This is a genomic window from Micromonospora sp. SL4-19 (assembly GCF_047921475.1).
Lineage (GTDB): Bacteria > Actinomycetota > Actinomycetes > Mycobacteriales > Micromonosporaceae > Micromonospora.
This window is the reverse complement of record NZ_JBLROB010000003.1, coordinates 138,593-162,187: the sequence shown is the minus strand read 5'-3', so window position 1 is coordinate 162,187 and position 23,595 is coordinate 138,593. Positions and strand designations below refer to the sequence as shown.

Sequence of the window (23,595 nt, the reverse complement as noted above, 5' to 3'; positions counted from 1 at the left end):
GGCCGCGCACCGCTCAGCCGGACGGGTCGGCCCGGTGGCGGGCGGCGGCCACGACGGCCTGACCGAGGGAGATGCCGCCGTCGTTGGGGGGCACCCGGGTGTGCACGAGCACCCGGAGCGCCTCCGCCTCCAACCCGCACACCACCCGGTCGAGCAGCAGCACGTTCTGGAAGACCCCGCCGGAGAGGGCGACGCTGGTCAGGCCCGTGCTCTCCCGGACGGCGACGGCCGCCCGTACCACGGCGTCCGCCAGGCCGTGGTGGAAACGCGCGGCGATCCGGCCGCGATCCACGCCGGCGCGCAGGTCCTCGACCACGCACCGGACCAGTTGGCGTCCGACGCCGGCGAGCGGCACCGGACCGGACGGGTCGATCCGGTAGCCGCCCCGCTCGTCGGGTTGAGCCCGCTGCTCCAGGGCGATGGCGGCCTGCCCTTCGTAGCTGACACGGTCGCGCAGGCCCAGGATCGCCGACACGGCGTCGAAGAGCCGACCCACGCTCGAGGTCCGCGGCGAGTTCGTCCCGCTGCGCGCCAACGCCACCACCGCGGGCCATTGCCGCTCGTGCCGCCGCAGCACCTCCAGGTCCGGCAGCGCGTCGCCGTAGATCTCGTCGAGGTACGCCGCGGCCATCCGCCACGGTTCGCGTACCGCCGCGGATCCGCCGGGCATGGGCACCGCGGCCACGTGGCCGACCCGGTCGAAGCCGATCAGGTCGGCGACGAGCAGCTCACCACCCCAGAGGGTGCCGTCCTCGCCGAACCCGAGACCGTCGAACGCGACCCCGATCACCGGGCCGGGCTCGCCGTTGTCGGCCAGGCAGGACGCGATGTGGGCGTGGTGGTGCTGCACGCCGACCAGCTCGACGTCCCCGCGTTGCAGCGCGTACTTCGTCGACAGGTACTCCGGATGCAGGTCGTGGGCGACGACCTCCGGCCGGACGTCGAAGATCCGTCCGAAGTGCTCGATGCCGTCGGTGAACGCGCACAGCGTCTCGTAGTTCTCCAGATCGCCGATGTGGTGTGACACGAAGGCGCGGCGTCCCTTCGCCAGGCAGAAGGTGTTCTTCAGCTCCGCGCCGCAGGCCAGCACCGGCCGGTCGAACCGCCACGGGACCGGCACCGGCGCGGGCACGTACCCCCGGGACCGCCGCACCGGCAGCTCGCGGCCCCGGAACAGGCGGACCACGGAGTCGTCGGTGCGGACGTGGATCCGCCGGTCGTGCGTCAGAAAGCCGTCGGCGATCCCCGCCAGCCGCGCTCGGGCGTCGTCGTCGCGGTGCGCGATCGGTTCGTCGGAGGCGTTGCCGCTGGTCAGCACGATCGGCATGCCGAGCCGGCCGACCAGCAGATGGTGCAACGGCGTGTACGGCAGCATGACACCCAGGTCGCGGTTGTCCGGCGCCACCGACGCGGCCACCGGCGCGTCGGGGCGGCGCGGTAGCAGCACCACGGGACGGCGAGCGCCGGTGAGCACCGGCACCGCCGCCGGCGCCACCTCCACCAGGGCGTGCGCCGCCGGCAGGTCGGCGGCCAGCACGGCGAACGGTTTCTCCTCGCGGTGCTTGCGGGCACGCAGCGCGGAGACGGCTCGGTCGTCGTCGGCGCGAGTGGCCAGGTGGTAGCCCCCCAGCCCCTTGACCGCGAGGATCCGCCCGTCACGCAGCCACCGCACGGCGGCGTCGACGGGATCGCCGTGGACCGGGTCGCCGTCCGCGGTGACGAGCCGGAGGGCCGGGCCGCACGCCGGGCAGCACACCGGCTCGGCGTGGAAGCGGCGGTCGCGCGGGTCCGCGTACTCGGCGGCGCAGTCGGCGCAGGGCGGGAACTCGGCCATGGTGGTGGTGCGACGGTCGTACGGGACGTCCGTGACGATGGTGAACCGCGGACCGCAGTTGGTGCAGTTCGTGAACGGGTAGCCGTGCCGGCGGTCCGCCGGATCCGACAGCTCCGCGAGGCAGTCCGGGCAGGTGGCGGTGTCCGGGGAGATCAGCACGTCCCGGCCGGCGCCGGTGACGCTGGAGACGATGACGAAACCGGGCTGCCCCGTCGGCGCGACGACCTCGGTGGTGAGCCGCTCCACCTGGGCAAGCGCCGGTGCGCGCCGGCTGAGGTCCGTCACGAAGGCGGCCAGATCGATGCCGTTCCCTTCGACTTCGACGAAGACGCCGCCGGTGTCGTTGCCGACGAACCCCGCCAGGTCGTACTCCGTGGCGAGCGCGTGCACGAACGGCCGGAAGCCGACCCCCTGCACGATGCCCTCGACGCGGACGTGGATCCGCGCCACGCTGACCAGGCCCATCGCGCTCGGTCAGAGTTCCCCGGCCAGTACCTGCTGGGTGAGCTCCCAGAGCACGTGGTAGACCGTCGTCTGCGCCTCCTGCACCCGGTGCACCGATGCGGACGGCACCACGAACAGGTGGTCGACGACGTCGGATTCCGCCATTCGGCCGCCGTCGTAGCCGGCGATTCCGACCGTGACCATGCCCCGCTGGGCCGCCTCCGTGAACGCCCGCAGGACGTTGGTCGATCCCCCGCTCGTGGACAGCCCCACCGCGATGTCCCCGGCGCGGCCGAACGCCGCCACCTGGCGGGCGAAGACCACGTCGAAACCCACGTCGTTGGAGAGTGCGGTGATCAGGGCGACGTCGTGCGTCAACGAGATGGCCGGCAGCGGGCGGGCTTCCCTCGGCGGATGCAGGAACAGCTGCGCGACGTCCTGGGCGTCGGTGCTGCTGCCGCCGTTGCCGAACGCGAACAGCGTGCCGCCGGCCTCGAAGGCCGCGGCGCAGCGGCGGGCGCAGTCGACCAACCGCTGCCCGTGCTCGGCGACCAACGACCTGCGAAGGGCCACGATCTCCGCCGCCTTCTCGGCGGTGGATGCCGCGACCGCGGCCAGCACCGCGTCCACGTCAGCCGGACCGGCGTCGAGGAACGGATAGAGCGCCCCGAGCGCGCCCTCGACCCGGGCGCTCATCGGACCTTTTCCACCACGGCGATGGCCTCCTTGGCGTGCACCAGCACGATGTCACCCGGCCCCGCCTCGACCAGGGCGACGCTGACCTCCTCCGGGCCGGCATCGGTGTCGACCACCGCCAGGCCGTCAGCCGTCAGCTCTCGAACCCGGACGGCGACCGCCGTGTCCGAGCAGGTGATGCAGCTGTCGTCGGCGTGGCATTCCGGCACCGCCCCCTGGCCGACCTGCCGGTTCATCGGACCGCCTCCCGTTCCAGCAACCCCGGCTGCTCGAAGAACACGTGCACCAGCTCCCAGAGGATGTGATAGGTCGTCACGTGGACCTCCTTGACGATGCACGGGTCGTCGGAGCGGGCGATGACGACATGATCGGCGAGCGCGTCGCGGGCGATGTCACCACCGTCGCCGCCGAGCAGCCCGACGGTGAGCAGGCCAAGGTCGCGGGCGGTCACAAGCCCCCGGCGTACGTTGGCGCAGCGGCCGTCGGCCGACAGTCCGAGCGCGATGTCCCGCGGGGAGGCGAGCAGCCGCAGCTGCGCGGCGAACACCTCGTCGAAGCCGTCCGCCCGGGCGATCCCGGTGAGGGTGGCGGCGTCGTTCGTCAGCGAGACCGCCGGCAGCGCCCGCTTACCCACGATGACCGGATGGACGAACTCGACCACGACATGCTGGGCATCGGTCGCCGGCCCACCATTGCCGAACACGATCAACTTGCCGCCTCGATGGAAGCGCCCGGCCATCTCGTGAGCGGCCCGCGCGACCCGCATCGCGTCGGCCGCGAGCGCCTCACCGGGAGCCAGCCGGCGCGCGAACGCGTGGTCAACCGCCGGCAACACAGACGATCGCATGGTCCTCCCCTCAGCCTCGAATTGCGGCGTAGGGATCGCCGTGCCCGCCACCGGCCCCGTCGACGGCGTCCGCCGAGCGCCGCAGGCAGACGTCGATGAGCTGCCTGAGTTGCGCCAGGTGGGCGATCCACGAGCGGAGATCGTCGCGGCCCTTGGCCGTCAGCTGGTAGCACCGGCGGGCCGGCCCGGCCCCGTCGGTCTCCCACGCCGAGTTCAACGACCGGTCGCGTTCCAGGCCGCGCAGCACCCGATAGACGTGGCCCGGCTCGATGTCGGGTACCCCCATCGTCTCCAGCCGCTCGATCAGGTCGTACCCGTGCCCGGGCCGCTCGTGGATCAGCAGCAGGAGGAACGGATGCAGCAACCCGCGCAGCTCGCGCCCATGCATGTCGTTCCCTCCCCGCGCCTGGCCACCGTGTCCTCCGCGCAGCTAAGCACAACCAGGTGCCAGATGTCCGTATTTTCCGGATTGAAAGGTTCGGCCCTCCTGCCGTCGATTCGACGACGAACGACGGTGCGGCCCGTCGGCCCGAATCACGTCCGATACGCGCGGCAACGCGAATCACCAGATTCAGCAGCGCGCCACGTCGCCGGTCTGTGACCCTGGCCGCGTGGGTACAGCACCTGGGGGGGAGACCGTCGAGTTGCGCGTGCACGGAGTGTCGGGCACCTCGGCGGACGGAATCCTCGATCACCCGATCGTGGTGCGCGTCGCCGGGGACCAGCACGCCGGGTTCTACCGGCCCCGACCGGGAACCGGCGAGGCCGGCGGCGCGGCCCCCGGGGTCGCCGTCGAGGCGTACCGCTGGGGTGCCCTGACGGCCGGCGTCGCCGTGCGCACGGCGTCCATGCTGCTGCTGTTGCCGTTCATGCTGGGCAACCTCGCGATCTGGCTGCGCCCGACACCGCGCGACCGGTTCGGTCTGCTCGGCGCGTTGTGCCGCCTGCTCTCCGCCACCCTCACCGTCTCTTTCATCCTCGCGATCATCGGCGCCACGGTGAACCTCGTCGGCTGGCAGTGCGTGCCGTACGTTGAGTGCCGCGCCGGCCGCTCCTACCTGTCCTGGCTCGTCAACCTGCCGATGGGTCCACGCCTTGCTCTGCTGTCGCTGATCCCCCTGCTCGCGCTGCGCATGTTCTGGGCGATCGGCGCCCGGTCCGCGCAGGCCTTCGAGGGTTTCCGACCGGCCTCGCCCGAACCGAAGCCCTCGGAGCTGACCGAAAGCCTCAGCACTCCCGGGTTCTGGGAGGACGAGCGGATCACCTCCTGGCTGCGCCACATCCACGTCGGGCTCGGCGCCGGCGTGGTCGACGTCAGCCTGCTGGCCGGCGTCTCGGACGGCGGGCACAAACTGCTTGGTTCGCTGCTGCTCGAGGCCGCCGCCGGCCTGGTGTTGTTCTGCGCGGTCCTGCTCTGCCTGCCCGCGCCCGCCAGCCCGGCGCACGCCCGTCGCCTCCTGCGCCCGCTGTGGGCGACCGTTGTCGCGGTGACCGTCCTGAGTCTCGGCTACGCCGCACTGACCCACGACGTCCGGGCCGTGGTCGGGCAGTTGCCGGGCTTCGAGGGCATGGCGAGCGGCCTGGTCGCGTCGCAGGGCGTCCTGCTCGTGGCGATCGCCGTGCTCACGCTCTCGGGCCAGTGGAAGCGTCCGACCGGGACAATTCCGCTCCTGCGGGGACTCGGCACGCCGCTCGTGTCGGCGATGTCGGTCAGCGTCGCCGCGGCCTTCACCTCGACCCTGGTCTTCCGGGTCGCCGACCAACTCGACCGCGGCGACATCCCCGATCCGATCCGGCCGAACCCACCGTCCTTCGGTCCCCTGGAGCCGCCGGTCGCGTACTGGTGGGCGGCACTCGCCGGACTCACCGCGCTGCTGATCGTCGCCGCGGCCACCGCCGCCACGCTCGTGCTCAGCCGCCGACGCCGGCGCGCCCTGGCCGAACGCGTCATCGAAGAGGACTACCCGCACGTGCCCCCGAACGCGGCGGCCCGGCTGGGCGTGGTGCGGGAGACCGTCGCCAAGGCCCAGGTGACCGAGGAGCTGGGCCCCATGCTGGTCGTGTTCTTCGTGATCTCCTCGCTGGGCCTGGCCACCGTCGCACTCGACCTGCTCGGGATCGGTCCCACCGAGCTCGTGGCCAGGCTCAGCGGGACGCGCAGCGGCATCGGACCGCTCGCCGCGTACGTCACCGACGCCGGAATCTGGGTCCTCAGCCTGCTCGTCGTGGGTCTGGTGATCCTCGGCATCAGCGCGTACCGGTCGACCCAGACCCGACGCCTCGTGGCGGTCCTGTGGGACCTGGGCACCTTCTGGCCGCGCACGGTGCACCCCTTCGCGCCTCCCTGCTACGCCGCCCGGGCGGTGCCCGAACTGGCCAAGCGGGTGACGGCGCTCGCCGCGCGGGGACGGGTGGTCATCTCCGGGCACAGCCACGGCGCGGTCCTGGCCACGGCCACCATCCTGCAACTGCCGCCGACCACCCTGCCCAGGGTCTCGCTGCTGACCTACGGCTGCCCCCTGCGCCGCATCTACGCCCGCCTCTACCCGGCCTACTTCGGGCAGCAGGCGTTGTGCGACATGGGCGAACGGCTCGGCTGGCGTTGGCGCAACCTCTGGCGCGACACCGATCCGATCGGCGGCCCCGTCTTCGAGGACCATCTACGGGGCGGGCCGCCATCCTGCGACAATCCGGCGGCCGGGTCGGTCGACGTCCGGCTCAGCGACCCCCGAGCCGTGACCATCGACCCGGCCGACACCGTGCCACCGCCGGTCGAGCGCCATTGGCCCTACCACACACAGCCCGAGTACCAGGCGGCCATCCAGGAACTCATCGACAGAAGCAGCCCCAGCAGCGGGAACAGCCCCACGGGTGGCCCGGAGCCCGCACCGCCCTGATCCTCCGCCCACGGCGGCCACTTCACCCGCGAGCAGTCTCGACCGCGCGGCGTGGCCGATGCCCAGCCAGCCGCATAACGTCTCGTTATCGATCAATTGCATGCCGTATTCGTTGATGAGATCGTGAGGCATGTTCACCCAGGGCCAGGATCTCGCTGCGGAACTGAGTCACCCGTTCTACGTCGACGCCGATGGCGTCAACCGACCTCCGGGCCCGGAGAAGCACCCGCACTACGCGCGGTTCGCCGCCTCCGGCTCCGGCCTGGTGCCGGTCCTCCGCCAGGTCGGCGGCGAGCTGGTCCCGGCGTTGCTGATCTGCCGCTATGTGGACGTAAGAGAGGTGCTGCGCCGGCAGGACCTGTTCTCCCGGGCCGCCGCCGCCCAGGCAGACCAGATCGACGTGGCGGGAACGATGCTCGGGATGGACGGCCCGGAGCACGCGCGGGTGCGCGGCACCGTCAAGGACTGCCTCACGAAGCCGGCGGTGGCCGAGCTGAGCGCCAAGGTGCGCAGCGCAGCCGAGGCCCATCTGGCCGGGCTGGTCGCTCGGGGTCGGCCGGCCGACCTGGTCCGGGACTTCGCCATCCCCTTCACCCTGGACGTCGTCTGCGACCTGCTCGGCCTGCCTCGGGAGGACCGGATGCAGTTCCGCCGGTGGGGCGACATGTTCCTCGGTGCCGGCGATCTCAGCCGCGACGAGGCCGCCCAGTCGGCCCTCGAGATGGGCGGCTACCTGTGGGGCCAGCTCGAGCGGCGGCGGGGCTGTCCCGCCGGGGACCTGCTGACGCAGATCGCGACCGCCGCCGCCGACCAGCCGATGGACGTCCAGATCAAGCTGCCGATCTCACTGGTCGTGGGCGGCTGGGAGACCGCCGCCAGCTCGATCGCCACCTTCGTCCACGTGCTGCGCACCCGCCCCTATGAGAGAGACCAGACCGGGTGGGAGTACCTGCTCGACCACCCGGAGAAGGTGGACTCCGCAGTCACCGAGTTGGAGCGCCTCTACTCCACCTCGAACGGCGACGACATGCCGCGCCGGGTGATGGCGGACGTGCAACTGCCGAGCGGCGCCCGACTTTCCGAAGGGGACATCGTCATCCCCTCGCACGACGCCGCCAACCGCGATCCGGAAATCTTCCCCGATCCGGAGCGGATGGACTTCGATCGCGATCCGAACCCCCACCTGTCCTTCGGGTACGGCCCGCACTACTGCATCGGGGCCCACCTGGGCGCCCTGGAGGTCCGCGCCGCCATCGCGCTGCTGCTGAGGGAGCTTCCCGGACTGCAACTCGCGGTGCCCGCCGACGAGGTGCAGTGGAAGGCCGGGCACGCGATCCTGGGCCCGACGGGGTTGCCGGTGACGTGGTAGTCGGGCCGCGCCGGCTGCGGATCAGGCCGGGGCCGGCGCGGCCTCCCCGGCCGGCGTGGCATCGGCCGGGCGGGTGGCCCGAACGGCGTACGCGAGCGCGTACGGTGTCAGCGCGAGGTAGAGGTACGGCTCGATCAGCACCCGGTCGGTGATCAGGAAGATCTCCCAGTCGGTCGGGCGGGGCAGCCCGAAGGCCGAGTCGGTGAGGCACGCGAACAGCCACAGGGGTGCCGAAACGTAGCTGATCGTGTCGCCCTGGGGCACCCCGTCAACGACTGACGCCGCACCGTTCGGGATCTGGCCTACCACGGCGAGGACCACGGCCAGGTCGGCCACGGCGAGCGCGCCGAGCGCGCCGAGAAGCCAGGCGGCCCACACCTGCCCCCGGGCGGCCAGCTGGCCGGCGCCCCAGAGCACCAGCGCCAGCCCAGCCAGCCAGAACAACAGGCCCGGCGCGACGGCCGGCAGCTCGTCGGGGCGTACGGCCCCCGCCAGGCCGACAGTGACCAGGACCAGCCCGATGGGCAGGACGACGCCGAGCGCGACAGGCAGCGGCCCGGTGAGCGCGGTGCGGCGCGCCCAACGGCCCGCGCCGACGGCCAACAGCACGGCCAGCGTGGCCGTGAGCGCGGTCCACACCGGCAGTTGCGCCGCCGTCGCCCAGCTCACCAGGCCCGAGAGCAGCGCGTACGCGAGACTCATCACCACTGCGCCGGCCACGACCGACGCGACCCCGCCGAGTGGGGCGAGCAGCAGCGGCAGCGCGGTCCGGCGCAGCCGGCGGTCGACGGGTGCGCGCTCGGCCTGAGGCGTGCCAGGACGGCTGACGGCCAGGCTCGCCGCGTACCGGAGCATCCGCGCCCGGCGCCCCTCGGCGGCCAGGACGTGCAGCTCGCCTGCCCACTCGCGGCCGAGGTCGCCGCGCAGCTCGGCGGGCCAGCGCCGGGCGGCCAGACGCAGCAGGAACGCCGCGAGGCGTCGGGTCACCATGCCGGCGCCCCCTGCACCCCGGTCCCGCCCGGCGACGGCCGCCCCCCGGGCGTGAGGGCGCGCAGTTCGGCGAGCGCCTGACGAGCTGCCGCGACGCCGTCGGCGGTGAGCCGGTAGTAGCGCCGAGCGGGCCGACCGGCGGCGACCGGATCGACCTCCTCCCAGTCGGCGGTGAGCCAGCCGGCGCCCTGAAGCCGGTGCAGCACCGGATAGAGAGTGCCGCTGGGCAGGCCGGTCATCCACATCAGGTCGAGACCGTAGCGCTCGGCGTCGGGGTCGGCCAGCAGCGCCGCGAGCACCTTCGCTACCGGAATGGTCATCCGCACACAGGTGACCATATCCGAACTCTACATAGGGGACAGCCTCGACCACGGCCTTCTGCCGCTGGTCACGACATAGACTGCGGCCACGTCGTTCGACCGTAGGAGACAACGTGGCCAGGGACGATGAAGGTCTGCTCGATGAGATACGGCGAATCTGCACCGCGTTTCCCGGCGTGACGGAGCGGCCCAGCCACGGCACGCCGACCTGGTTCGTCAACGGCAAGGCATCCTTTGTCCAGCTCTGGCCACACGGGCACCACCGCGACGAGTTCCCACACCTGTGGTGCGCGGCGGAGCCGGGGGCGCAGGAGGAGCTGGTGGCGGCGAACCCGCGGGTCTTCTTCCGGCCGCCGTACGTCGGGCACCGCGGCTGGATCGGCGTCCGGCTCGACCAGGGCGCCAGCTGGGCCGAGGTGGCGGAACTGTGCGAGGACGCGTACCGGGCGGTCGCCCCCAAACGCCTGCTCGCCGAGCTCGACGCCGACCTTGCGGAGAGCTGAGGTCGCGCTGGCCGGCCGATGTGGAGCCGGTGCCGGACAAGGGCCGACGACGCGCATGCGGCAGCCCTGACGAACTGAAGGCACGGTTGGGGCCCACCAGCCATCTACCCGGTCGCGATCATGCCGCCCGCGCTGCGGTGGTTCGCCCGCGTCAACCCGCTCACCTGTCAGACCGACATCCTGCGCGCCCTGATGCTGACCGGCGGACGAAGCGCCTTCGGGCTGCCGCTGGAATTCGCGGTGCTGATCGGCACACTCGTGCTCCTCGTCGTCATCGCCGCGCGACTCTATCCTCGCGTCGTGCTGTGCGCACACCGCCGCGTCGGGCGCTATCCGGCCTGGGCGACCGGATGGCGCTTCATCTCCTCCATGAAGGGGAACCGCGCGGTGAGTTCGCCGAGCGTGGACCCGGCCCGCCAGGCGTCGGCCACCTGCGCCACCTGGAGGAGGTCGGTGGCATCGCCTCGGGCCTGCACCTGCCCCGACACCCGAAGATCGATCATGAAGTAGCGCGCCTGGGAGCCGAGCCCGATGCAGACGACGCCCCGCTCGGAGGTCAGCTCAGCGCAGGTGAACCGGCTCCGGCCGTGCTCGGGGGCGCTCACCTGGCCGAGGTCGAGCTGATACCGGGCGGCCGCCTCGGCGAGCGCAGGGGCCAGACCGCCCTGCTCGACCAGGTCCGGATAGAGGCGCACACCCAGCGCGCTCGACACGTCACTCATGACTGACTCCCACTTCCTCGTGACAGAGACCAGCGGCACGCGGGTTACAGGCATGTTTCCAGCGCACCTGATCATCCTGTCCCTCCTGGACCCCCTCGGCAATAGGAACCGTCGGTTCGGCCCCCCATCGGGGCGACATCCCTTGACGCCCAGTTCTTCTATGCCTAGCCTTTCTAGGTATGGCGATGGACCTGCGTGGACACCTCGACCTGCTCATCCTGGCGGCGCTGCGGCGGACCGGCCCGACCCACGGCTACGCCCTGATCCAGGCGCTGCGGGAGCGCTCCGACGGCACCTTCGACCTGCCCGAGGGCACCGTCTATCCCGCCCTGCACCGGCTGGAGCGGGCCGGCCTGGTGGTCAGTGCCTGGCACGACGGGGGCGGCCGCCGCCGCCGCTGTTACGAGCTGACCGACCAGGGTCTGGCCGCCCTGGTGACGAAGCAGTCGGAATGGCAGGCCCTCGTCCGCGGCGTCGCCGCGGTCCTCGCGCCGACCCAGGGAGCAGCGACATGAACGAGCCACCGATCGACGCCCACCTCGACCGGCTCTTCGACCGGCTGGCCGGCACCGGCGCGGCCGGACGCCGGGCACTCACCGAAGTGGAGGACCACCTGCGCAGCGCGGCGGCCCAGGCGGTCGCCGACGGCGCCGACCCTGTCGAGGCCGAGCGGATCGCCGTGGCGCGCTTCGGCGACGCCGGCGAGATCGCCGCCCGACTACGCCGGGTCCACCTGCCCACCAGCGACGTGTTGCGCCGGGTCTTCGCCGGCGCGTGGCTGCTCGGCGCCCTCGGTCTGCTGGCGATCGGGGTCAGCGGACTGCTCGCCGAGGTGCTGGGGCGGCTCTTCGGACCGCACCTGGTCGCCGGGGACGCGCCGGGCGTCACCTATACCGCCGCGCGCTGCGCGGAGTTCCTCCGCTACGCGCCCGGCTCGTCGACCTGCGCCCGTGCCGCAGAAGTCCACCACTGGGGTGAGGTCGTGGAATACCGCGTCGCGGCCGGCCTGCTCGGGCTGCTCGCGCTCGCCCTCTACACCGCCCTACGCCGACGCGGCCCGTTGCGGGCGGCCCGGTGGACCCCGCCCACGCCCCCGCTGGCGCTGGTCGCGGTGGCCGTGTTCGGCCTGGCCGCGGCTCTGCTCACGCTGCCCGTGCTGGCGCAGGCCGCGCTCGGCGATTCGGCCGGCATCGGCGCGAACCTCTCCGCCGGCCTCGTCGCCGCGGTCGCCGCCGTGGCCGCGGCGGGCGTCGGCCTGCGCCGCCGGCACACCCTCGGCTGAGGCCGACGTCTCGCGGCAGCGGGCGAATCACCCGGGGGCTGGCCGTACGACGACTTTCCTGGGTGGCGGCAGGCGTCGGTAGGGTTGATCAGCATGGCGCGGATCCGTTGTGACTTCTTCTCCGAGGCGCTGGGCCTGGGTACCTCGATGACGGTGCTCCTGCCGGACCGGACCTCGCCCGGGATCGGCATGGCCGGCGGCGCCACCGCTGGTGATCCGCCGGTGCTCTACCTGCTGCACGGCCTGAGCGACGACGACACGATCTGGACCCGGCGAACCTCGATCGAGCGGTACGCCGCGCCGTTGGGGCTGGCCGTGGTGATGCCGCAGGTCGGGCGCAGCTTCTACACCGACGAGGCGCACGGCAACCGCTACTGGACCTTCCTCAGCGAGGAGTTGCCCGAGGTCTGCCGGTCGTTCTTCCGCCTCTCCGAGCGCCGGGCGGACACGTTCGTCGCCGGCCTCTCGATGGGCGGCTACGGGGCGATGAAGTGGGGGCTACGCGCCCCGAGCCGATTCGCGGCGGCGGCCAGCCTCTCCGGTGCACTGGACGTCGTCCGGCGGCGGGACCACCCGACCAGCCCGGTGGACCCGGCACTGTGGCACACGGTGTGGGGCGACCGGGAGGTGGCGGGCACCGACGACGACACGGTGGCGCTGTTGGAACGCGCCGGCGACGATCTGCCCGCGCTCTACGTGGCCTGCGGCACGGAGGACTTCCTGTACGAGGACAACACCCGTTTCGTCGAGACCGCCCGCGGCCGCAGGGTGCCGGTCACCGTGGACTTCTCCCCCGGCGGCCACGACTGGGCGTACTGGGACGCCAGAATCCAGGACGTGCTGGCCTGGCTGCCGCTGCGCCGCGACGTCTCCGGGTGAGCGGCCGGGGCCGGGCCGGCGGGGTCACACGCCGACGGCGCCGTCGATGGCCTCGCGGAGGAAGTCGGCGTGCCCGTTGTGCCGGGCGTACTCGTGCATCATGTGCAGCATCACCAGGCGCAGCGAGACATCCTCACCCCAGCGGGCCTGGTGGCCGGTGACATCCAGCGACTCGGCCTCCCGCTCGATACGGCGGGCGTGCTCCACCTCCCGCTGCCACGCCTCGAACGCCTCCGACCGGTCGGCCGTGGTCGCGTCGTACGCCTCCTGGAAGTCGCCGGTCTCCGACCAGACCAGCGGGATGTCCTCGCCGTCGATGACCCGGCGGAACCAGGTCCGCTCCACCTCGGCCATGTGCCGGACCAGGCCGAGCAGCGACAGCGTGGACGGCGGGGAGGAGCGGCGACGCAACTCCTCGTCGGTCAGCCCCTCGCACTTCATCGCCAGCGTGGCCCGGTGGAAGTCGAGGAACGCGCGCAGCGTCTCCCGCTCCCCGGCGAGCAGGGGCGGACCGATCCGTTCGGTCTCCACAGGGAGTCCTTCCTCGCGGGCCGACCGGCCCGCTCGTCGCGGTTGGCGGTGATCCACGCGGAGCCTAGTCCCAGCGAAGCGGCCCGCCTTCGAAGGGATCATGATGCCGCCCAGGGTGGGGCGCCGTCCCGGACGGGCGGCGCTCACCGCAGCGACGAGCGGGCCACCGGGAAGTCGAAGTACGTGTCCGGGTACGGCTCGTCGGCGAGGCGGTAGTGCCACCACTCCAGGGCGTAGTTCTCGAACCCCTGCGCGGCCATCAGCTGTTTGAGCAGCTGCCGGTTGTCCCGCGCCGCTCCGGTGATCCGGGCGTCGGCCGTGTGGGCACGCGGGTCGAAGCAGTCGAACCCGGTGCCCATGTCGAGCGAGTTGTCCGGGAAGCGGCGCCCGGCAGGCGCGGTACAGGCGACCAGCGGCTGCCCCGGCACGTACGCGGGCTGCTCGGGGGTGGGCACCGGGACCAGCGTGAGGTCGAGGGTGCTGCCTCGGCTGTGCGCGGTCGGCGCGCCGATGTATCCGTCGGCGAAGAGCCGGGTCTTGGGCACGTCGGAGTAGAACTCGCCCTTCATCTGCTGCTCCCCCGGCAGCTTCGCCCAGGCGACGAACTCGTCGACCGCCCGTTGCGGCCGGTAGCAGTCGTACACCTTGAGGCTGTGGTGCTGGGCGAGCGCGGCGGCCTGGACCCGGTGCAGTGCCTCCGCCGCCGGCCGGGTGAGCAGGCAGCGCGGCTCCGGATAGCCGGTGATCGGCCGGCCGACGAAGTTGTGCGCGCTGGCGTACCGGATGTCGGTGCGGATGCTCGGATCGACGCCGGCGAGGTCGACGAAGTCGGCCGGGGCGCGCGGGCCGGCGGGAGTGACGGACGGGGACGGCGGCGGAGTCGGAGTCGGAGTCGGGGCCGGCGCGGGACGCTGGCAGGCGGCGGTGAGGGCCGTGGCCAGGACGGCCAGGATCGCCGCCGCACGGGCCGTCGCTCGTCTCCCGGTCCCCATCCTGCCGTGTCTACCAGCCCCGCCGCCCTGACGGCGCGGCAACCGCGCAAGACGCCGGGTGGCCGGTCAGTGGACCGACTCTTTCCGGAAGGGCTCCGCGACTTCTCGGAACGCGAGGACCGGCTCGCGCTGTCGTCAACCCCCCTTCGTACGGCAGGATTGCCGTGGGGCGGGCCGGCCGTCCCACCGCATCGGCGGGCGCTGTGGCGGTCGGTGTTCCGGCCGGTGAAGGAGACGCGGGTGAGCGCGGACGACGGGCGCAGGGTGACCATCACCGCGATCGCGCGGGAGGCCGGCGTCTCCGTGCCCACCGTCTCCCGGGTGCTCAACGGGCGCTCGGACGTCGCGCCCGGCACCCGGGAGCGGGTCGAGGAGCTGCTGCGCCACCACGGCTACCGCCGCCGCGGCAGTCGTACCGTGCGGCGGGCCGACCTGGTCGACCTGGTCTTCAACGACCTGGACAGCCCCTGGGCCGTGGAGATCATCCGGGGCGTGGAGGACGTCGGCCACGCGGCCGGCATCGGCACCGTCGTCTCGGCGATCCACAGCCAGTCCACCTCGACCCGTCAGTGGCTGCAGAACCTGCGGGCCCGCGCCTCGGACGGGGTCATCATCGTGACCTCCCACCTGAGCCCGCCGGTGCAGGCCCAGCTACGCCGCCTCAACGTGCCCGTCGTGGTGGTCGACCCGGCCGGCGTGCCGGCGACGGACGTACCCACCGTCGGCGCGACCAACTGGGCCGGCGGGCTCGCCGCCACCGAGCACCTGCTCAAGCTCGGGCACCGCCGGATCGGCTTCGTGGCCGGGCCCGCGCACCTGCTGTGCAGCCGGGCGCGGCTGGACGGCTACCGGGCGGCCCTGGAGGCGGCCGGAGTGCCGCCGGACGAGCGACTGGTGCAGCCCGGCGACTTCTACCACGCCTCGGGCTTCGCGGCGGGGTCCGCCCTGCTCGACCTCGACGACCCGCCCACCGCGATCTTCGCGGCCAGCGACCAGATGGCCTTCGGGGTCTACGAGGCGGTCCGCCGGCGCGGGCTGCGGGTCACCGACGACGTGAGCGTGGTGGGCTTCGACGACCTGCCGGAGGCCAGGTGGGCGTCCCCGCCGCTGACCACGGTGCGGCAGCCCCTGGTGGAGATGGGCCGGCTCGCCGCCCGTACGGTGCTGCGGCTGGCCCACGGCGAGCAGATCGAGTCACCTCGGATCGAGCTGGCCACCGAACTCGTGGTCCGGGACAGCTCCGCGGCTCGCCCAGACGGGAGTCGCCGGTAGGACCATCCCGACCGGCGCTGACCCTTCACCCACCTTCCGGAAGTTTCGGGCCCGAAGGCCCGCCGGTGGCGGTGCCGGGGCAGGCCCAGCGGAGCGCCGAGGTTCAGCGGGCGGGGGCGCGCGGCGCACCGCTGGCCAGCCAGACACCCACCACGATCGCACCCGCCGCAAGCACGACAAGCGGGATCCGGTACCCGCCGAGGGAGAGGGTCTCGCGGAACGCGGTCACCCCGACGACCACACCGGTCACCGGCTCGGTAAGGGTTGCGGCGGTCAGCGGGGCGGCGATCCGCCCGCTCTGGAACGCGTTCTGGTTGAGCTGCACGGCAAGCAACGAGACCACCGCCAGCCCGGCCAGCCGCGGGTCCGTGAGCAGCGCGAGCAGGTCTCCGTTGAACCGGGTCGCGACCGCCTTGAGCAGGGCCGCGGCCAGGCCGTACAGGATCCCGGTGGCCACGCCGAGCAGCGCGCCACGGGCCGCGCCGGTGGTCGGACGGGCCGCCACCACGCAGGCGGCCACCGCGCCGCCGGCCCCGGCCGACACCCACCACCACGCGGCGGCGGCCGGGGCGTCGATCCCCGCCGACGGGTTCCCGGTGACCAGGAACGCGGTCAGTCCCGCCGCACCGACCAGGGTCGCCACCAGGTCCCGGCGCTGCACCGGCCGCCGGTTCCAGGCGGCCTCGATCAGGATGGCCATGAACAGCCCGGTGGCCAGCAACGGCTGCACCACGGCCAACGGACCGTGGCGCAGGGCGACAGCCTGGGTGAGGATGGCACCGGCGTCGGGCGCCCAGCCCCACTGCCACAACCGGGTACGCAGCAGCCGCCACAGCAACTTCGGATCCAGCGTGCGCTGCGGCGGCTGCCGCTTCGCCGCCCGCTGATGGATCGTGGTGGAGAGCGCGAAGCAGAAGGCCGCGACGAGGGCGGCCGCCACGGCGATGATCACCAGGCCACGTCCCGGTGCCCGCCGAGCGGGCCAACCGTCCAGCCCTGGCGGCGGCACTCGGCCAGCAGCCGGGGCAGGGCGGCCAACCCGGCCCGCCAGGCGCCCGACGCGGCGGTGCACGAGGAGTCGTGCAGCAGGATCGTGCCCCCGCCGGAGAGCCCCGCCCGGACGGTGTCGTACACCGTGTCGGCGGTGGCCGTGGCGGTCCAGTCCCGGCCCCAGCAGCTCCACAGCACCGGCTCCAGCCCCAACCGATGCGCCGCCAGCAGGGTTGCGCCGGTCAGCAACCCGTACGGCGGGCGCAGGAACCGGGGCGCCCGCCCGGTCACGGCGGTGATCAGCGCGCGGGCGCGAGCCAGGTCGCGTACGGTGCCGGCCGGCCCGCGCAGCAGCAGGTTGTCGTGCCGCCAGCCGTGCACCGCCACCTCGTGGCCGGCGGCGACGATGTCCCGCCCGAGCTGGGGCGACCGCTGCAACATCACGCCGAGCAGGAAGAAGGTGGCCCGGACCCGATGCTCGGCCAGCACCTCCAGGAACCCGGGGGTGGACTCCGGGTCGGGGCCGTCGTCGAAGGTGAGCGCGACCCGGTCCGGCGGGCCGACGCCGTGCAGCCCAGGGAAGAAACGACGTCGGACGGCCGGCAGCGCGGTCACCACCGGTGCCAGGTGCAGGGCCGGCAGCATCGCCGCCGCAGCCCAGCGGGCCCGGGCGGGACCACCGCTCATCAGGGGCCGCCGGAGGACTGGAGCAGCGCGGCGAGCACCGCCGCCGCGTCCCCGACCGTGTCGGCGAAGGCCCGGCGACCGCGCTCCTCGCCTCTCGCGCTTCCGGCCCGGCGCGCCGCCTCGGCGATGACGCCTGCCGCGTCGAGCCACGGCTCGGCCAGATCGGCGCGGACCGCGCGTCCGGACACCCCGGCGCCGGTGCCGCGCTTCCCCCAGGGGGCGTCGGTCAGCGCCGCCAGGACCGGTCCGAGCTGGTCACGATCAGGCACCCACCGGCTGAGGCCGGACCGGGCCAGGACCCGGGCGTTCGCTCGCCCGTGCCCCGGAATAGGGCGGTAGGTCACCACGGGCACCCCGCAGGCGAGCGCCTCCTGGCAGGTCAGGCCGCCGGCGTTCTCCACCACCACGTCCACCGCGCGCATCAGCGTCGGCATGTCGTCCACCCAGCCGAAGACGTGGTGGTGGTCGGCCCGCAACTGCTGCCGCAGCACCTCGTTGCGCCCGCACACCACCACCGGCCGTACCCGGCCGGTCGCGGCGACCTCCGCCACCGTGGCCTTGAGCTCGCCGGCCCCCCAGGAACCCGCCACGATCAGGGCCAGCCGCTCGTCCGCCGGCAGGCCGAAGCGCTGCCGGGCGTCCCGGCGGTCGACGGCCGGTGAGGTGGTGAAGGCCGGGGACACCAGCGGCTGGACCACGGTGACGTCGACATCGTCCGCCGCGCTGGCCGGGAACACCTCCGCGTGCCGCACCGCGCAGTAGGCGTCCACGCCCGGAGAGCGCCAGGTGGGATGGAGGACGAAGTCGGTCACGTAGGTGATGAGCGGGATGTTCAGTAGCCCCTGCCGGCGTAACGGGCCGAGCAGCTGGTTGGCGAACGGATAGGTCGTCACCACCACCCGGGTGTCCGCGGGGATGGCACGGCGCATCCGGTGACGGACCGGCCGGAGCAGCAGCCGGAGCACCGAAACGGAGAACTGGGACCGGTTGCCGAGCGCGAACAGCACGTCGTAGCCCCACGGCAGCCACCGCAGGATCCCCCGGTACATGTCCTTGAAGGCCCAGTGTGCCGGGCGGGGCAGCACGTCCAGGAAATTGAGCCGGTCCACCACGAAGCCCCGGCCGCGCAGCCGCCGCGTCAGCTCGGTGGCGGCCGTGTCGTGGCCGGCACCCACGTCCGCGGAGACCACGACGATCCGTCCCGGGCACTTCATGTCGCGGCGCATACCCAGCGTGCTGGCATCCACGCCGGCCGCCGGTCAGACGGCGTGGCGGCGGACCAGCAGGCGCAGCGCCACATACCCGGGCAGCACCGGCAGCCAGAAGGTGGCGAGCCGGTAGATCAGCACGCCGGCGACGGCGGTGTCCGCCGGAACGCCGTAGAGCAGCAGGCCGGAGACCAGGGCCGCCTCGGTGGCACCCAGCCCGCCGGGCGTCGGCGCGGCGGTGGCCACCCCCTCACCCACCAGGGCCACCAGCACCACCGGCGCGACCAGGGCCGGGTCGGCGGGCAGCCCGACGGCGAACAGCGAGAGCCAGAGCGCGGCCCCGTACGTCAGGGTGAGCGCCACGCCGACCGTCAGCAGCCGCAGCATCCGCCCGCTTCGGGCCAGCGAGCGGAGCGCGTCGAGGGCCTGGCGGCTGGCCCGGCGGACGCGGGCCCGCCAGCGGGGCGTGCCGATCGCCACGGCGGCCAGCACCAGCAGGGCGAGCCCGACGAGCAACACCGTCCGGCCCCGGCCGGCGGCCGCGGCGCGCAGGTGCTCCGCCGAGCCTCGCGCGAAGGGCACCAGGACGGGCAGCAGCAGGGCGACGGCGAGTACGCCCGCCATCCGGTCGACCGCGACCGCGGTGGCGGCGAACGGAAGGGGCAGGCCCTGCCGGCGCAGGTAGCGGAGGCTGAGCGCGAACCCGCCGACGGCGCCCGGCGCGATCCGGTTGACGAAGGAGGACGCCACCTGCACCGCCACCGTGGTGGCGAGGGGAATCCGTTCGGCCGCCGCGAGGCGCAACGCCAGGGCGCTGAGCGGGTACGTCGCCGCGGCGGCCAGCAGCGCGCCGGCCACCGCCCACGGCTTGGCGTGCCGCAGGGCGTGCAGCGCCGCGCTGACCTGACCGAGCTGGGCGACCACGAAGTACGCCAGGACGGCGAGCATGGCCAGCAGGAACACGTTCCGGCCGGAGAACCGGACGACCCGGGCGGTACGGGCGGGGCGCCCCGGGCAGCGGTGGGAGACCTCGGCGCGGAGCTCGTCGAGCAGGCCCGGCCGGGCGTGCAGCGTGCGCCGGGCGGCCCGGGACAGCAGTGCGGGTTGCAACCAGGGCAGGCTGTCGGCCACCGCGCCGGCGCCCAACTGGGCGATCGCGGCCGCGACGGCCGGGCGTACACCGGCCAGCCCGGCGAGGGTGACCAGCGGCTCCACCAGATCACGGGCGCGCTGTTCGGGGGTGGCCCGGTCGGTGCCGGCGGCCAGTCCGACGAGCCGGGCCGAGGAGTCGGTCACCAGCACGTTGGCGCCGCGCAGATCGCGGTGGGCCAGGCCGGCCCCGCGCACCAGCGCCACCTGCCGCCAGACGTCGGCGAGGGCGTCCGCCCCCAGTTCGCCGGGGCGGAGCGCGTCCAGCGGCCGACCGGGCACGAACTCCTCGACGAGCAGCCCCTCCCCGGCCGGGCCGGCGACCTCCGTCAGCAGGCGTGGCACGCGGACTCCGGCCTGCCCGGCGAGCCGCAGCAGCCCCGCCTCGTGCTCGGTCTTCTGCACCGCGGTGGCGTACTCCGGCTCGTCGCCGAGCCGGCGGTAGCGCAGCCGCCGCCACCACCGGCGCAGGCGCCCCGCGTCCCGCTGCCGGCCGGCGGACAGCTTCACGAACAGGCCCCGCCCGTCGGCGGTGGTGACCCGCCACGGCTGGGACCCGCGGCGGTCACCGGGCAGCGGCGCGACGGTGCGTACCGACAGACCCCGGTCGGCGAGGAGCAGGCGGACCCGCGCGGCGGAGCCGGCCGCGCCGCTGTCCCGCATGCTCCGACCATAGGGCGATCCCGCGTATGCCGGGCGGCAACGACGCCGGTCCCCCCGGCGGCGGGAGGCCCTGTCCCACGGACCCTGCCCTGCTGCGCCGAGGCTCGCTCAGACGAGCGGGACGCAGCGGGCCTAGGTGCGCCGGCGGGACCGGCTCCGGCGCGCGGCCAGTGCCGCCACGAGACCGCCGACGGCCAGGGCAAGGATGCCGGCGGCCGGCAGGATGAGCTGCCAGTCGCCGTCGGCCATCCGGCGCAGCGCGGTTCCGGCCGGTCCCCGCCACTGCTCGGGCGGGGCCGGCGTGGGCGTGGCCGGCGAGCCGCTCGGGGCCGCCTCCGCCGCGTCCAGTTCGCCGGGCTCGACCAACCGGCCGACCGAGGCGTCCCGGGGCAGGGAGAACCCCCAGTCGAGCAGTTTGGCGCCCTGCTGCCAGCCGCGTTCCGGACGGGCCTCGGCGCCGAGCAGGGTCACCACGAGCCGGCGGCCGTCGCGCTGGGCTGCGCCCACGTAGCTGTGCCGGGCCAGCTGGGTGAAGCCGGTCTTGCCGCCCAAGGCACCCGGATAGCGGTAGATGAGCTGGTTCTCGTTCTGGATCTGGAAGCCGCCCTTCTTCAGGGCCGGCTGGGCCGGGATCTGGGTCCGTTCGGTGAGCGCGTAGCGGCGGAACAGCGGGCTGGCGAAGCAGGCCCGGGCGATCAGCGCCAGGTCGTACGCGCTGGTGAACTGTCCCTTCCCGTCCAGTCCGGACGGGGTGGCGGCGTGGGTCTGCCGCGCTCCCAGCCGCCGGGCCTCCTCGTTCATCGCCCGTACCCCGCCGGGCACGCCATCGGTGCCACCCCCGAGCCGGGCCAGCACGTTGGCGGCCTCGTTGCCGGAGTTGAGCAGCAGCCCGAGCCAGACCGTCTCCACGCTGTATTTCCCGCCGACGAGCAGGCCGACCGCGGAACTGCCCGGTTCGATGTCCAGGTCGCCACGGGTCACCGTGACCACCTGCTTCGGGTCGAGCCGGGGCAGCATGGTGGCGGCCAGCAGCAGCTTCTGGGTGCTGGCCGGGGTGCCGTACTCGTGCGGGCCGCAGGCGCCCAGCACGGCACCGGTGTCCAGGTCGGCGACCAGCCAGGACGCCGCGGTGACGGCCGGCGGTGCCGGCGCGCCGTCGGGCGCCACCAGCCCGGGTGTGTCGAGCTGCTCGCCGCCGACGACCCGGTCCGCCGCGACGTCCGACGGCGGCACCGGCCTCGGCGGCCGGGACACCTTCGGAGCCGGCGCCTTCGGGCACGGCACGGGGGCCTGGGCAGCCGCCGCCGCGGGGACGACCCGAACGGGCGGTCCCGCCGGCGCGGCGTGCGCCGCCGGGACGGCCGTCCCGGTACCCAGGAGGACGGCGGTGGTGAGGGCGGCAAGTGCCCGAGCTCTCATGACCAGGCAGACTAACCCGCAAGATCGGCCGGCGAAGTCACCGGTGGGACCAGCCACGCCGCGCTCATCACCGGATCACTCGGGGTAACCGCTCCAGCCGTGCTCGTACCTGGTCAGGCGCCAGCGGCTCAGCGCAGCCGGCGCAGCCACCACCGCTGCCACGGGGTCTCCACCGCACGGGGGTGGTGGTGCGCGCGCACCCAGGCCACCGCCCGTTCGGGGTCGAGTCCGTCAAGGACGGCGAGCGCGGCGAGGGCGGTGCCGGTCCGACCGACGCCGCCCCGGCAGGCGACCTCCACCCGCTCCCCCGCGTTCGCCCGGCCCCACGCCTCCCGCAGCGCGTCCAGCGCGTCGACGGGGTCGAGCGGGACCCAGAAGTCGGGCCAGCGCACCCGCCGGTACGGCCAGGGCGGGGGTGGTCCGGGGGCCAGCAGCAGCGCGAAGTCGGCCGGTGAGGCTGGCGCGCCGACCCGGCGGCCGCGTACGGTCGCCCCGCCGGGCAGCACGACCAGGCCGATCCGGTCGGTCCACCGCTCGTCCGAGTTCATCCGGTCATTGTGCGGCCGTCACGTGCGTGGGCGGGCGACGCGCGAGGTGACGTCGTGGAGCATCTGCTCGATCCGATCCACGCCGGCCCGCAGCGACATCCCCTGCAGGTAGGCGTCCCGCCCCCTGCGGCCCATGTCGACCCGCGCCGGCGGCGGGATCGCGGCGGCCAGCCAGAACCGGTCCGCCAACGCGGCCCAGTCCTCCGGCGGGCAGGAGAGCCCGGCGCGGGACCGCTCCACGAGCTCCATCGTGTCGCCGCCGGCCGAGGCGACCACCGGCGAGGCGCAGGACAGGGCTGCCTGCAGTTTGCCGGGCACCATGCCGCGCAGCTCCGGGAGGTCCCGCAACATGACGAGCTGGTAGTCGGCCGCCGCGTAGAGCTCCGGCATGTCCAGCGGCGACCGTCGTTCGACGAACCGGACGTTGTCCGCCTTGAGCTCGGCGGCGAGCCCCCGCACCCGCCGCTCCTCAGCTCCCGAACCGACCAGGACCAGGTCCATCCGGTCGTCCAGCGCTGCCGCCGCCCGCACCGCAGTCTCCAGACCCTGGCGTACGCCGATGGTCCCGGCGTGCATGACCACGCAGCGGTTGTCCCGGCGGATCAAGCGCTGGGCGGCCCGGCCCGGCTCGGTCGGCCGGAAGATCCGCTCGTCGGTCCAGTTGAGCACCACCCGCACCCGGTCCGGTTCGGCGCCGGCGGAGACCACCAGGTCCCGCATGGACGGGGCGCTGACCGCGATGCCCTCGGCCTCCTGGTAGACCCGGCGCAGGGTGGCGCCGAGCCGCCCGGAGAACCGTCGGCCGTCGCCGGCCCGGGACGGACCCTCCTCCGGCCAGACGTCCTGCACGTGCAGCACGGTCGGCACCCGGCCGAGCATCCGGAGCAGGCCGGCGGTGGCGAAGGTGACCGCCGGGAGCTGGAAGACGTACAGGGCGTCCACGTCGCCGAGGTAGCGGCGGCCGGTCAGCGCCACGCTGCCGGCGAAGGAGAGCCAACTGGCCATCCGTGCCCGGGCCGAACCGTCGCCCCCGGCGTACCGGGGCACGCGGCGGACGGTCAGCCGCTCGCTGTGTGTCTGATGCCGCCAGCGCTGCTGCCAGCCCGGGTAGACGTGCCCGCCGGGGTAGTCCGGAAAGCCGGTGAGCACGCGTACCTCGTGACCGCGGGCGGCCAGTTCCTCGGCGAGGCTGCCCGGGATGAACGCCGGCTCCGGCGGGAAGTGGTAGGACAGAATCCCGATCTTCATGGCCGTGCTCCCGGCGCGGCAGCACGGCGCCGGGCACGGCCCACCCCGTACGATGCCCGCATCCCCTCTACGTCCGGCCGCGGCCGGAACACCGCCGTCGCGGCG

Annotated in this window: 24 protein-coding genes; 7 read left to right on the top strand and 17 right to left on the bottom strand. The window is 73.9% G+C overall.

The window, feature by feature from the left end; translation table 11 throughout:
* Positions 1-13 precede the first annotated feature (13 nt).
* The 5 genes from hypF to ACNAVT_RS06715 are packed head-to-tail and all read right to left on the bottom strand — an operon-like array spanning position 14 to position 4,209.
* Complete coding sequence (gene hypF / locus ACNAVT_RS06735; protein ID WP_416293859.1) at positions 14-2,299, bottom strand: carbamoyltransferase HypF; 2,286 nt, start codon at positions 2,297-2,299, stop codon at positions 14-16.
* 9 nt (positions 2,300-2,308) lie between these two features.
* Complete coding sequence (locus tag ACNAVT_RS06730) at positions 2,309-2,974, bottom strand: D-sedoheptulose-7-phosphate isomerase (protein ID WP_416293858.1); 666 nt, start codon at positions 2,972-2,974, stop codon at positions 2,309-2,311.
* Positions 2,971-3,210 (bottom strand): HypC/HybG/HupF family hydrogenase formation chaperone, encoded by a 240-nt coding sequence (locus ACNAVT_RS06725; protein WP_416293857.1) that lies wholly within the window; start codon positions 3,208-3,210, stop codon positions 2,971-2,973. The genes ACNAVT_RS06730 and ACNAVT_RS06725 overlap by 4 nt, the downstream gene beginning before the upstream one ends.
* Positions 3,207-3,821 carry a D-sedoheptulose-7-phosphate isomerase gene (locus ACNAVT_RS06720; RefSeq protein WP_416293856.1) on the bottom strand — a complete coding sequence of 205 codons (615 nt, stop codon included), beginning with the start codon at positions 3,819-3,821 and terminating at the stop codon, positions 3,207-3,209. The genes ACNAVT_RS06725 and ACNAVT_RS06720 overlap by 4 nt, the downstream gene beginning before the upstream one ends.
* A gap of 10 nt (positions 3,822-3,831) precedes the next feature.
* Positions 3,832-4,209: a PadR family transcriptional regulator gene (locus tag ACNAVT_RS06715; RefSeq protein WP_416293855.1), complete on the bottom strand. Its 378-nt coding sequence runs from the start codon at positions 4,207-4,209 to the stop codon at positions 3,832-3,834.
* Between the two features lie 223 nt (positions 4,210-4,432).
* On the opposite strand from ACNAVT_RS06715, the gene ACNAVT_RS06710 reads away from it, so the two are divergent.
* Both ACNAVT_RS06710 and ACNAVT_RS06705 read left to right on the top strand, forming a co-directional pair.
* On the top strand, positions 4,433-6,718 hold the full coding sequence (locus tag ACNAVT_RS06710; protein ID WP_416293854.1) for a hypothetical protein: 2,286 nt from the start codon (positions 4,433-4,435) through the stop codon (positions 6,716-6,718).
* Positions 6,719-6,848: 130 nt separating this feature from the next.
* The gene (locus ACNAVT_RS06705; protein WP_416293853.1) at positions 6,849-8,087 is read left to right on the top strand and encodes a cytochrome P450; all 1,239 of its coding nucleotides are present in this window, start codon (positions 6,849-6,851) and stop codon (positions 8,085-8,087) included.
* A gap of 21 nt (positions 8,088-8,108) precedes the next feature.
* Here the strand turns inward: ACNAVT_RS06705 and ACNAVT_RS06700 are convergent, their stop codons facing one another.
* Positions 8,109-9,077, bottom strand: a complete 969-nt coding sequence (locus tag ACNAVT_RS06700) for a hypothetical protein (protein ID WP_416293852.1) — start codon at positions 9,075-9,077, stop codon at positions 8,109-8,111.
* Positions 9,071-9,403 carry a PadR family transcriptional regulator gene (locus ACNAVT_RS06695; RefSeq protein ID WP_416293850.1) on the bottom strand — a complete coding sequence of 111 codons (333 nt, stop codon included), beginning with the start codon at positions 9,401-9,403 and terminating at the stop codon, positions 9,071-9,073. Before ACNAVT_RS06695 ends, ACNAVT_RS06700 begins: the two co-directional genes overlap by 7 nt.
* A gap of 107 nt (positions 9,404-9,510) precedes the next feature.
* Here ACNAVT_RS06695 and ACNAVT_RS06690 point away from each other — a divergent pair, with 107 nt between their 5' ends.
* On the top strand, positions 9,511-9,900 hold the full coding sequence (locus ACNAVT_RS06690) for an MmcQ/YjbR family DNA-binding protein (protein WP_416293849.1): 390 nt from the start codon (positions 9,511-9,513) through the stop codon (positions 9,898-9,900).
* A gap of 329 nt (positions 9,901-10,229) precedes the next feature.
* Here ACNAVT_RS06690 and ACNAVT_RS06685 read toward each other — a convergent pair whose 3' ends face one another.
* Positions 10,230-10,622, bottom strand: coding sequence for a hypothetical protein (locus ACNAVT_RS06685; protein ID WP_416293847.1), 393 nt, complete (start codon positions 10,620-10,622; stop codon positions 10,230-10,232).
* Between the two features lie 179 nt (positions 10,623-10,801).
* On the opposite strand from ACNAVT_RS06685, the gene ACNAVT_RS06680 reads away from it, so the two are divergent.
* From ACNAVT_RS06680 to ACNAVT_RS06670, 3 genes are all read left to right on the top strand, one after another.
* Positions 10,802-11,137 carry a PadR family transcriptional regulator gene (locus ACNAVT_RS06680; protein ID WP_416293846.1) on the top strand — a complete coding sequence of 112 codons (336 nt, stop codon included), beginning with the start codon at positions 10,802-10,804 and terminating at the stop codon, positions 11,135-11,137.
* Positions 11,134-11,904: a permease prefix domain 1-containing protein gene (locus ACNAVT_RS06675; RefSeq protein WP_416293845.1), complete on the top strand. Its 771-nt coding sequence runs from the start codon at positions 11,134-11,136 to the stop codon at positions 11,902-11,904. The genes ACNAVT_RS06680 and ACNAVT_RS06675 overlap by 4 nt, the downstream gene beginning before the upstream one ends.
* Before the next feature lie 93 nt (positions 11,905-11,997).
* Complete coding sequence (locus tag ACNAVT_RS06670) at positions 11,998-12,783, top strand: alpha/beta hydrolase (protein ID WP_416293843.1); 786 nt, start codon at positions 11,998-12,000, stop codon at positions 12,781-12,783.
* Positions 12,784-12,807: 24 nt separating this feature from the next.
* Here the strand turns inward: ACNAVT_RS06670 and ACNAVT_RS06665 are convergent, their stop codons facing one another.
* Together ACNAVT_RS06665 and ACNAVT_RS06660 are read right to left on the bottom strand one after the other, a co-directional pair.
* A complete protein-coding gene (locus ACNAVT_RS06665; RefSeq protein ID WP_416293842.1) occupies positions 12,808-13,314 on the bottom strand; it encodes a DinB family protein in 507 nt (168 codons plus the stop codon).
* A gap of 143 nt (positions 13,315-13,457) precedes the next feature.
* Entirely contained in the window at positions 13,458-14,306 is an 849-nt protein-coding gene (locus ACNAVT_RS06660; RefSeq protein WP_416293840.1) for a M15 family metallopeptidase, read from the bottom strand.
* Positions 14,307-14,546: 240 nt separating this feature from the next.
* Here ACNAVT_RS06660 and ACNAVT_RS06655 point away from each other — a divergent pair, with 240 nt between their 5' ends.
* Complete coding sequence (locus ACNAVT_RS06655; protein ID WP_416293839.1) at positions 14,547-15,578, top strand: LacI family DNA-binding transcriptional regulator; 1,032 nt, start codon at positions 14,547-14,549, stop codon at positions 15,576-15,578.
* A gap of 103 nt (positions 15,579-15,681) precedes the next feature.
* Here ACNAVT_RS06655 and ACNAVT_RS06650 read toward each other — a convergent pair whose 3' ends face one another.
* From ACNAVT_RS06650 to ACNAVT_RS06620, 7 genes are all read right to left on the bottom strand, one after another.
* A complete protein-coding gene (locus ACNAVT_RS06650) occupies positions 15,682-16,530 on the bottom strand; it encodes a DMT family transporter (protein ID WP_416293837.1) in 849 nt (282 codons plus the stop codon).
* Entirely contained in the window at positions 16,527-17,255 is a 729-nt protein-coding gene (locus ACNAVT_RS06645) for a polysaccharide deacetylase family protein (RefSeq protein ID WP_416293835.1), read from the bottom strand. Before ACNAVT_RS06645 ends, ACNAVT_RS06650 begins: the two co-directional genes overlap by 4 nt.
* Complete coding sequence (locus ACNAVT_RS06640) at positions 17,255-18,502, bottom strand: MGDG synthase family glycosyltransferase (RefSeq protein ID WP_416293833.1); 1,248 nt, start codon at positions 18,500-18,502, stop codon at positions 17,255-17,257. Before ACNAVT_RS06640 ends, ACNAVT_RS06645 begins: the two co-directional genes overlap by 1 nt.
* A 12-nt stretch (positions 18,503-18,514) precedes the next feature.
* Positions 18,515-20,275: a flippase-like domain-containing protein gene (locus ACNAVT_RS06635; protein ID WP_416293831.1), complete on the bottom strand. Its 1,761-nt coding sequence runs from the start codon at positions 20,273-20,275 to the stop codon at positions 18,515-18,517.
* A gap of 132 nt (positions 20,276-20,407) precedes the next feature.
* Positions 20,408-21,694, bottom strand: a complete 1,287-nt coding sequence (locus tag ACNAVT_RS06630; protein WP_416293829.1) for a D-alanyl-D-alanine carboxypeptidase family protein — start codon at positions 21,692-21,694, stop codon at positions 20,408-20,410.
* Between the two features lie 128 nt (positions 21,695-21,822).
* Positions 21,823-22,242 carry a protein-tyrosine phosphatase family protein gene (locus ACNAVT_RS06625; RefSeq protein ID WP_416293827.1) on the bottom strand — a complete coding sequence of 140 codons (420 nt, stop codon included), beginning with the start codon at positions 22,240-22,242 and terminating at the stop codon, positions 21,823-21,825.
* An 18-nt stretch (positions 22,243-22,260) separates the two neighbouring features.
* The gene (locus tag ACNAVT_RS06620; protein ID WP_416293825.1) at positions 22,261-23,490 is read right to left on the bottom strand and encodes a glycosyltransferase family 4 protein; all 1,230 of its coding nucleotides are present in this window, start codon (positions 23,488-23,490) and stop codon (positions 22,261-22,263) included.
* Positions 23,491-23,595: the final 105 nt, after the last annotated feature.